At 66.6% G+C, this 5,680-nt stretch carries 7 protein-coding genes; 2 read left to right on the forward strand and 5 right to left on the reverse strand.

Annotated elements, in window-relative coordinates; genetic code table 11:
• The 5 genes from P8Y39_12290 to P8Y39_12310 form a co-directional block, all read right to left on the reverse strand.
• The coding region (locus P8Y39_12290; protein MEJ2193095.1) for a nicotinate-nucleotide diphosphorylase (carboxylating) at positions 1-466 on the reverse strand (466 nt) is incomplete at its 3' end.
• Positions 467-470: 4 nt separating this feature from the next.
• Entirely contained in the window at positions 471-953 is a 483-nt protein-coding gene (locus P8Y39_12295) for a hypothetical protein (protein ID MEJ2193096.1), read from the reverse strand.
• 1 nt (position 954) lies between these two features.
• Positions 955-3,609, reverse strand: a complete 2,655-nt coding sequence (locus P8Y39_12300) for a valine--tRNA ligase (GenBank protein ID MEJ2193097.1) — start codon at positions 3,607-3,609, stop codon at positions 955-957.
• 34 nt (positions 3,610-3,643) lie between these two features.
• The gene (locus P8Y39_12305; GenBank protein ID MEJ2193098.1) at positions 3,644-4,639 is read right to left on the reverse strand and encodes a response regulator; all 996 of its coding nucleotides are present in this window, start codon (positions 4,637-4,639) and stop codon (positions 3,644-3,646) included.
• 79 nt (positions 4,640-4,718) lie between these two features.
• A complete protein-coding gene (locus P8Y39_12310; protein ID MEJ2193099.1) occupies positions 4,719-4,904 on the reverse strand; it encodes a zinc ribbon domain-containing protein in 186 nt (61 codons plus the stop codon).
• A 136-nt stretch (positions 4,905-5,040) separates the two neighbouring features.
• Here P8Y39_12310 and P8Y39_12315 point away from each other — a divergent pair, with 136 nt between their 5' ends.
• Both P8Y39_12315 and P8Y39_12320 read left to right on the forward strand, forming a co-directional pair.
• The gene (locus tag P8Y39_12315; protein MEJ2193100.1) at positions 5,041-5,325 is read left to right on the forward strand and encodes an acylphosphatase; all 285 of its coding nucleotides are present in this window, start codon (positions 5,041-5,043) and stop codon (positions 5,323-5,325) included.
• Positions 5,326-5,389: 64 nt separating this feature from the next.
• The coding region (locus P8Y39_12320) for a hypothetical protein (protein ID MEJ2193101.1) at positions 5,390-5,680 on the forward strand (291 nt) is incomplete at its 3' end.

Raw genomic sequence — 5,680 nt, forward strand, 5'->3', positions numbered from 1 at the left:
AGCGGTGGTTCCACCCGCCGCCCATCCGGACGGCGTACTTCTCCATCAGGCGCATCCCCGGCGTGGTCTTCCGGGTATCCAGAATCCTGACCCCCGTGCCCTCCACCCGCCGGACGAACTCCGCCGTCAGGGTGGCCACGCCCGACAGCCTCTGAAGGATGTTGAGGGCCACCCGCTCTGCGGCAAGAAGCGACGCCGCGCTTCCGCTTATCCCCGCCAGCGTCTCACCCCCGGCGGCCCGTTCCCCTTCGGCCTTGAGCGCTTCCATCTTCGTCTCCGGGTCGACCGCATGGAAGACCGCCTCTGCGAAGGGAAGCCCGGCCACGACGAGGGGGGATTTGGCGATGAGGCGGGCGGCGCCGCTCTCCTCAGGGGGGAGCAGGGCCGAGGTGGTGGCATCACCGGGGCCCACGTCTTCCCTGAGGGCCCTTTCGATGAGCTCGCGGACCTCGGGCGGAAGGGGCATGGGGCTACTTTTTCCTGAACAGGGAGAAAAGCCCCCAGAGCCCGCCCGCCGTAAGGGCCAGGGCGAGGGCGCCCTTCCAGTCTAAAAGCGTGGTCACCGAGCCCGTGACGTTTCTTCCCAGGACGACCAGGGCGGCGCTGTTTTCCAGGGAGACATCGCCTCCGGCGGCAATCCCCACGGCGGAGCGGTCCACGTGCGCCGTCCGCCCGGCGGCCACCGAGGCCATGGAGGCGTGCAGCGAGGTCTCGGTGCCGCTTGCCACGAAGGCCGCCCCCTGGGTGATGTTGAGCGTCTCTCCGCTTGCCACCAGGGCGGCGCTCATGCTCGCGTTTACGGTGTGCCCCTCCACGCTCATGGCGCTCACCCGGTCCATGTCCACGTGGTTCGCCTCCACGGAGCGCACCGAGGAGTCAGAGATGTTGACGGTCTCGCCCTCAACGATATCGGGCTCCCTGCCTTCCACATTCACCATGGCTTTCTCGGGCATCTCACACCTCCAGGCCCTTTATTTTCGCGATGCTTTCGGCGAGCTTCTCCTGCCTCTGGGCGAGCTCGTCGTATTTCTGCTGCTCCTTCCGGACCACGTGGGCCGGGGCGCGCTCCAGGAAGTCGGGGTTATGGAGCTTCTTGTGCAGGACGCCCAGGGTCCCCTCGAGCTTCTTCTTCTCCCTGCCGAGCCTGGTGAGCTCCGCATCCACGTCGATGCCCGCGAGCTTGACGTAGACCTCCAGGCCGTCCTTCACCGAGGTGTACGCCCCGCCGGGCTTGGCCACCCCGGTGCCCAGCCCCTTGACCTCGGCGCGGGCCAGCTTGCTTACGTAGTGGAGGTTGGACCTGAGGAGCGCTTCCACCTCGCCGCTTGCCGTCTTCACGTGGGTCTCCAGGACCTGGGCGGGCGGGATGTTCATCTCCCCGCGGATGCTCCTGACCCCGCCCACGGCGTCCATCACCATGGCCATCTCACGCTCGGCCTCCGGGTCCCGGGCGAGCGCCGCGGGCCAGGGGGCCGTGACGATGCTTTCGGTGGGACGGGTGAGGGGGAGGCGCTGCCAGATGTCCTCGGCAAGGAAGGGCATGAAGGGCTGAAGCATGCGGAGCAGGTTTTCGAGGACAAGAAGCAGGCAGTCGCGGGAGGCCGCGGACATCTCGGTCTTTGCCATCTCGATGTACCAGTCGCAGAACTCGTGCCAGGCAAACTGGTACAGAGCCGAGGCGGCGTCGTTGAAGCGGTACTCCCCGAGGGCGGCCTCCACCTCGGCCCGGGTGTCAGCCAGGCGGCTCATCACCCACCGGACGGCCAGGGGGCTTTCCTCTTCCTCCAGGCGCTCCCCGAGCTCCTCCACCGAGGGAGCGCCGTGGCCGGCCTCGACGTTCATCAGGATGAAGCGGGTGGCGTTCCAGAGCTTGTTTATGAAGTGCCGGTTACCCTCGACCCTTTCCTCGGCGAACTTGATGTCCCTGCCCTGGGCCGCGAAGGCGGCCAGGGTGAAGCGGAAGGCGTCGGCCCCGTACCTGTCGATGAGCAGCAGGGGGTCCACCACGTTGCCCTTGGACTTGCTCATCTTCTGGCCCTCGGCGTCCCGCACCAGGGCGTGGATGTAGACGTCCCGGAAGGGCTCCTCGCCCATGAACCTGAGGCCCATCATTATCATCCGGGCCACCCAGAAAAACAGGATGTCAAAGGCGGTGACCAGCACGCTGGTGGGATAGAAGGCCCCGAGGTCCTCGGTCCGCTCCGGCCATCCCAGGGTGGAGAAGGGCCAGAGGGCCGAGGAGAACCAGGTGTCCAGGACGTCGGGGTCCTGGATGAGCTCCTTGCCCGAGCAGGCGGGGCAGGCTGTGGGGTCGTCCCGGGAGACGATGGTCTCTCCGCAGCTTGCGCAGTACCAGACGGGAAGGCGGTGCCCCCACCATATCTGCCGGGTGATGCACCAGTCGCGGATGTTCTCCATCCAGGCGTAGTAGCTGTTGAGCCAGCTCTCCGGGACGATGCGTATCCTGCCCGAGCGGACGGCCTCCAGGGCCTCCTCCGCCAGGGGGCCCACCTTGACGAACCACTGGGGCGTGGAGGCCGGCTCGACGACGGTCTTGCACCTGTAGCAGTGCCCCACGGCGTGGACGTGACGCTCGGTCTTTGCGACGAGGCCCTCGGCCCCGAGGTCGTCCACCACCTTCCGGCGGGCCTCGTAGCGGTCGAGCCCCGCGTACCGGGGGCCGGCGTTCATGCTCATGGTGCCGTCCTCGGCGATGACCGTGATGGCCGGCAGGGGCGGCGTTTGCCGCTTGGCCACGGCCTCGTCGTTGAAGTCGTGGGCCGGGGTTATCTTGACCGCCCCGGTGCCGAAGGCGGGGTCCACCTCCGGGTCGGCGATGACGGGTATGGTCCTGCCGGTAAGGGGGAGCTCCACGGTCTTGCCGATAAGGTCCCGGTAGCGCTCGTCCTCGGGGTTGACGGCCACGGCCGTGTCCCCCAGCATCGTCTCCGGCCTGGTGGTGGCCACGGTGACGCCCCCGGGGGCGCCCACGCGGGGATATTTAATGTAGGTGAGGGTGCCCTCCAGGTCCTCGTACTCCACCTCCAGGTCCGACAGCGCCGTGCGGCACCGGGGGCACCAGTTGATGAGGCGCTTGTCGCGGTAGATGAGGCCGTCCTCGTAAAGCCGCACGAAGACCTCCCGGACGGCGCGGCTCAGGCCCTCGTCCAGGGTAAAGCGCTCCCGCGACCAGTCGGCCGAGGCCCCCAGCTTCCTCAACTGGTGGGTGATGCGGCCGCCGTACTCTTCCTTCCACTGCCAGACCCTCTGGATGAAGGCCTCCCTGCCCAGGGCGTGCCTGTCCGTGCCCTCCCGGGCCAGCTCACGCTCCACCACGTTCTGGGTGGCGATGCCTGCGTGGTCGGTGCCCGGCACCCAGAGGGCCCTCTCACCCTTCATGCGCCGCCAGCGGATGAGGACGTCCTGAAGCGTGGCGTTCAGGGCGTGGCCCATGTGCAGGGAGCCGGTGATGTTGGGCGGGGGGATGACGATGGAGTAGGGCTTTCCCCCGGGGTTGACCTCGGGGCGGAAGTACCCCTGCTCCTCCCAGAGGGCGTACCACCTTTTCTCCGCTTCGGCCGGATTATAGCTCTTTGGAAAATCTGTCATGGTTGACAAGATGCAAGGAAAGACCGGAGAGCGGTCAGCTCCGGGACCGGATCTTCTCTATCTCTTTTCTGATGATGGACTCGGCGAGCTCGGGGACGGTCTCCCAGATGACGTTCTCCAGGACCCCCTTGATGGAGCCCATGCTTTCCTGGACGGCGTCCCTGAGCAGCTTCTCGGTAATCTCCGGCGTCACTTCCCAGAGTATCTTCTCCACCGTCTCCCGCACCCCGGGACGGAGGGCGTCGCTGAGGGCCGCCCCGAGGTCCAGCTCGGCGATGGCCCTGTCAAGCCTCTCGTGGGCCGCCTCGCGGAACACCCTGAGGAGCTCCTTCTCCGAGGGCATGGCGCCCATGGGCGGAGCCCCGGCGGAGGCGGGCCGGGCAGCTTGTTCCTCCTGGGCCTCATCGGGCCGGGCCGGGGGCGCTTCCTCTTCGGCCTCGACGCCCATCTCTTCTTCCAGGACTTCTTCCACGATTTCTTCGGCCGCGCCGGCGGGGGCTTCCCCGCCCATGTCGCCCATGTCCCAGAGGTCTTCTTCCTCCCCGGAGACCGGTTCCGCCACCACTTCTTCCTCTACGACGGTTACCTCTTCGACCACGTCGATGTCGCCGAAGTCCGCTTCCTCCTCAAGGCCCGGCGCAACAGCGGCCTCCTCTTTTTCCGCACCCTCTTTTCGGGCGGCCAGGAACCTTTCCACGGTGCCCACAAGGTCCTCGGCCTCGAAGGGCTTGGTAAGGGAGCCGTCCGCCCCCGCGCCGCGCATGCGCGATTCCTCCACGGGCTCGAAGGCCCCGGCAAGGAGCACGACGGGTATGCCGGCCTGCTTTTTCATCTTTGCGGCCACCTGGTAGCCGTCGCCATCGGGAAGCTGGACGTCCACCAGGGCCAGGTCGGGCTGAAAGGAGGACAGGGCCTGGAGGGCCTCTTCGGCCGAGGCGGTCGAGGCGACCTCGAAACCCCGCTCCGAAAGCACCGAGTCCACAACCTTCTGGATGATGACGCTATCGTCTGCGAGCAGAATTCTGGGCATAATCTGCTCTGATTTTATTGTTCGGATGTAAGAAAGTCAAGTGATTGCAGCTGAGGCACGCTCAGCAGCCGGAGGTCCCTCAACCCCCGCCGGAGAAGGTGCCGCCCGAAAACCCGGTGGGCAGGGAGCAGCTGAAAGACGAGAGCTTCTTGGTCACCTCGACGGAGCCGCAGTGGGGGCAGACGGCCTTCGTCCTGGCTGCCGATACGCTCAGGATGGAGAACTCCTTGCGGCAGGCATTGCATATATATTCGTAGATGGGCATGGAGCAGCCTCCTAGTCAATAAAGTTCGAATCTATTTTCTCATGGAAACCGCCGGGAAGTCAACACCCGCCGCCGGTAGCACGCCCCGGCGCGGCACCCGTTGCCCCTCCTTCGGAAGGGGTGATATAATCCGGGCATGTCCGGGCAATGCAGAGCCCACGTCATCGTTTCGGGGCGCGTTCAGGGGGTCTTTTTCAGGGCCTTCACCGAGGATATCGCCCGCTCTCTCAAGCTCGGGGGCTGGGTGCGCAACACGCCCGACGGCAGGGTGGAGGCCGTCTTCGAGGGCCGGAGGGAGGACATCGAAAACGCCCTGCAGTCCTGCCGCCAGGGGCCGTCCGGCGCCCGGGTGGAGGACGTGCAGGTGGACTGGCAGGAGCCCAGGGGCGAAAGAGGCTCCTTCTCGGTCCGGTACTTTTAACCACCTGAGTGCTCGGCTCCCTTGTCGGTTTGACTTCCCCCCGGGGCCTTCGCCACAATAGCGTATGCTCCGCGCCCTCAGCGAGAAGGTCCTGGCCGGTGAGCAGTTGGGCAGAGAGGACGCCCGGGGGCTCCTCGAGGCCGCTCCCTTCGACCTGTTTGCCGTCGCCGGAAGGCTGAGGGAGCATTTCCGGGGGCGCGAGGCCCGCCTCTGCTCCATCGTGAGCGTGAAGACCGGGGGCTGCTCCGAGGACTGCGCTTACTGTGCCCAGTCCCGGCTGGCGGGCGGCGGCCCCGGGGGTAAGTCAAACCGACTAGGGAGCCGAGCACTCAGGTGGTTAAAAGTACCGGACCGA

The organism is Nitrospirota bacterium, from assembly GCA_037386965.1.
Lineage (GTDB): Bacteria > Nitrospirota > Thermodesulfovibrionia > Thermodesulfovibrionales > JdFR-86 > JARRLN01.

Coding starts and splice junctions, on each gene's coding strand:
- P8Y39_12295 (MEJ2193096.1), bottom strand. CDS start 953: ATGCCCGAGAAAGCCATGGTGAATGTGGAAGGCAGGGAGCCCGATATC.
- P8Y39_12300 (MEJ2193097.1), bottom strand. CDS start 3,609: ATGACAGATTTTCCAAAGAGCTATAATCCGGCCGAAGCGGAGAAAAGG.
- P8Y39_12305 (MEJ2193098.1), bottom strand. CDS start 4,639: ATGCCCAGAATTCTGCTCGCAGACGATAGCGTCATCATCCAGAAGGTT.
- P8Y39_12310 (MEJ2193099.1), bottom strand. CDS start 4,904: ATGCCCATCTACGAATATATATGCAATGCCTGCCGCAAGGAGTTCTCC.
- P8Y39_12315 (MEJ2193100.1), top strand. CDS start 5,041: ATGTCCGGGCAATGCAGAGCCCACGTCATCGTTTCGGGGCGCGTTCAG.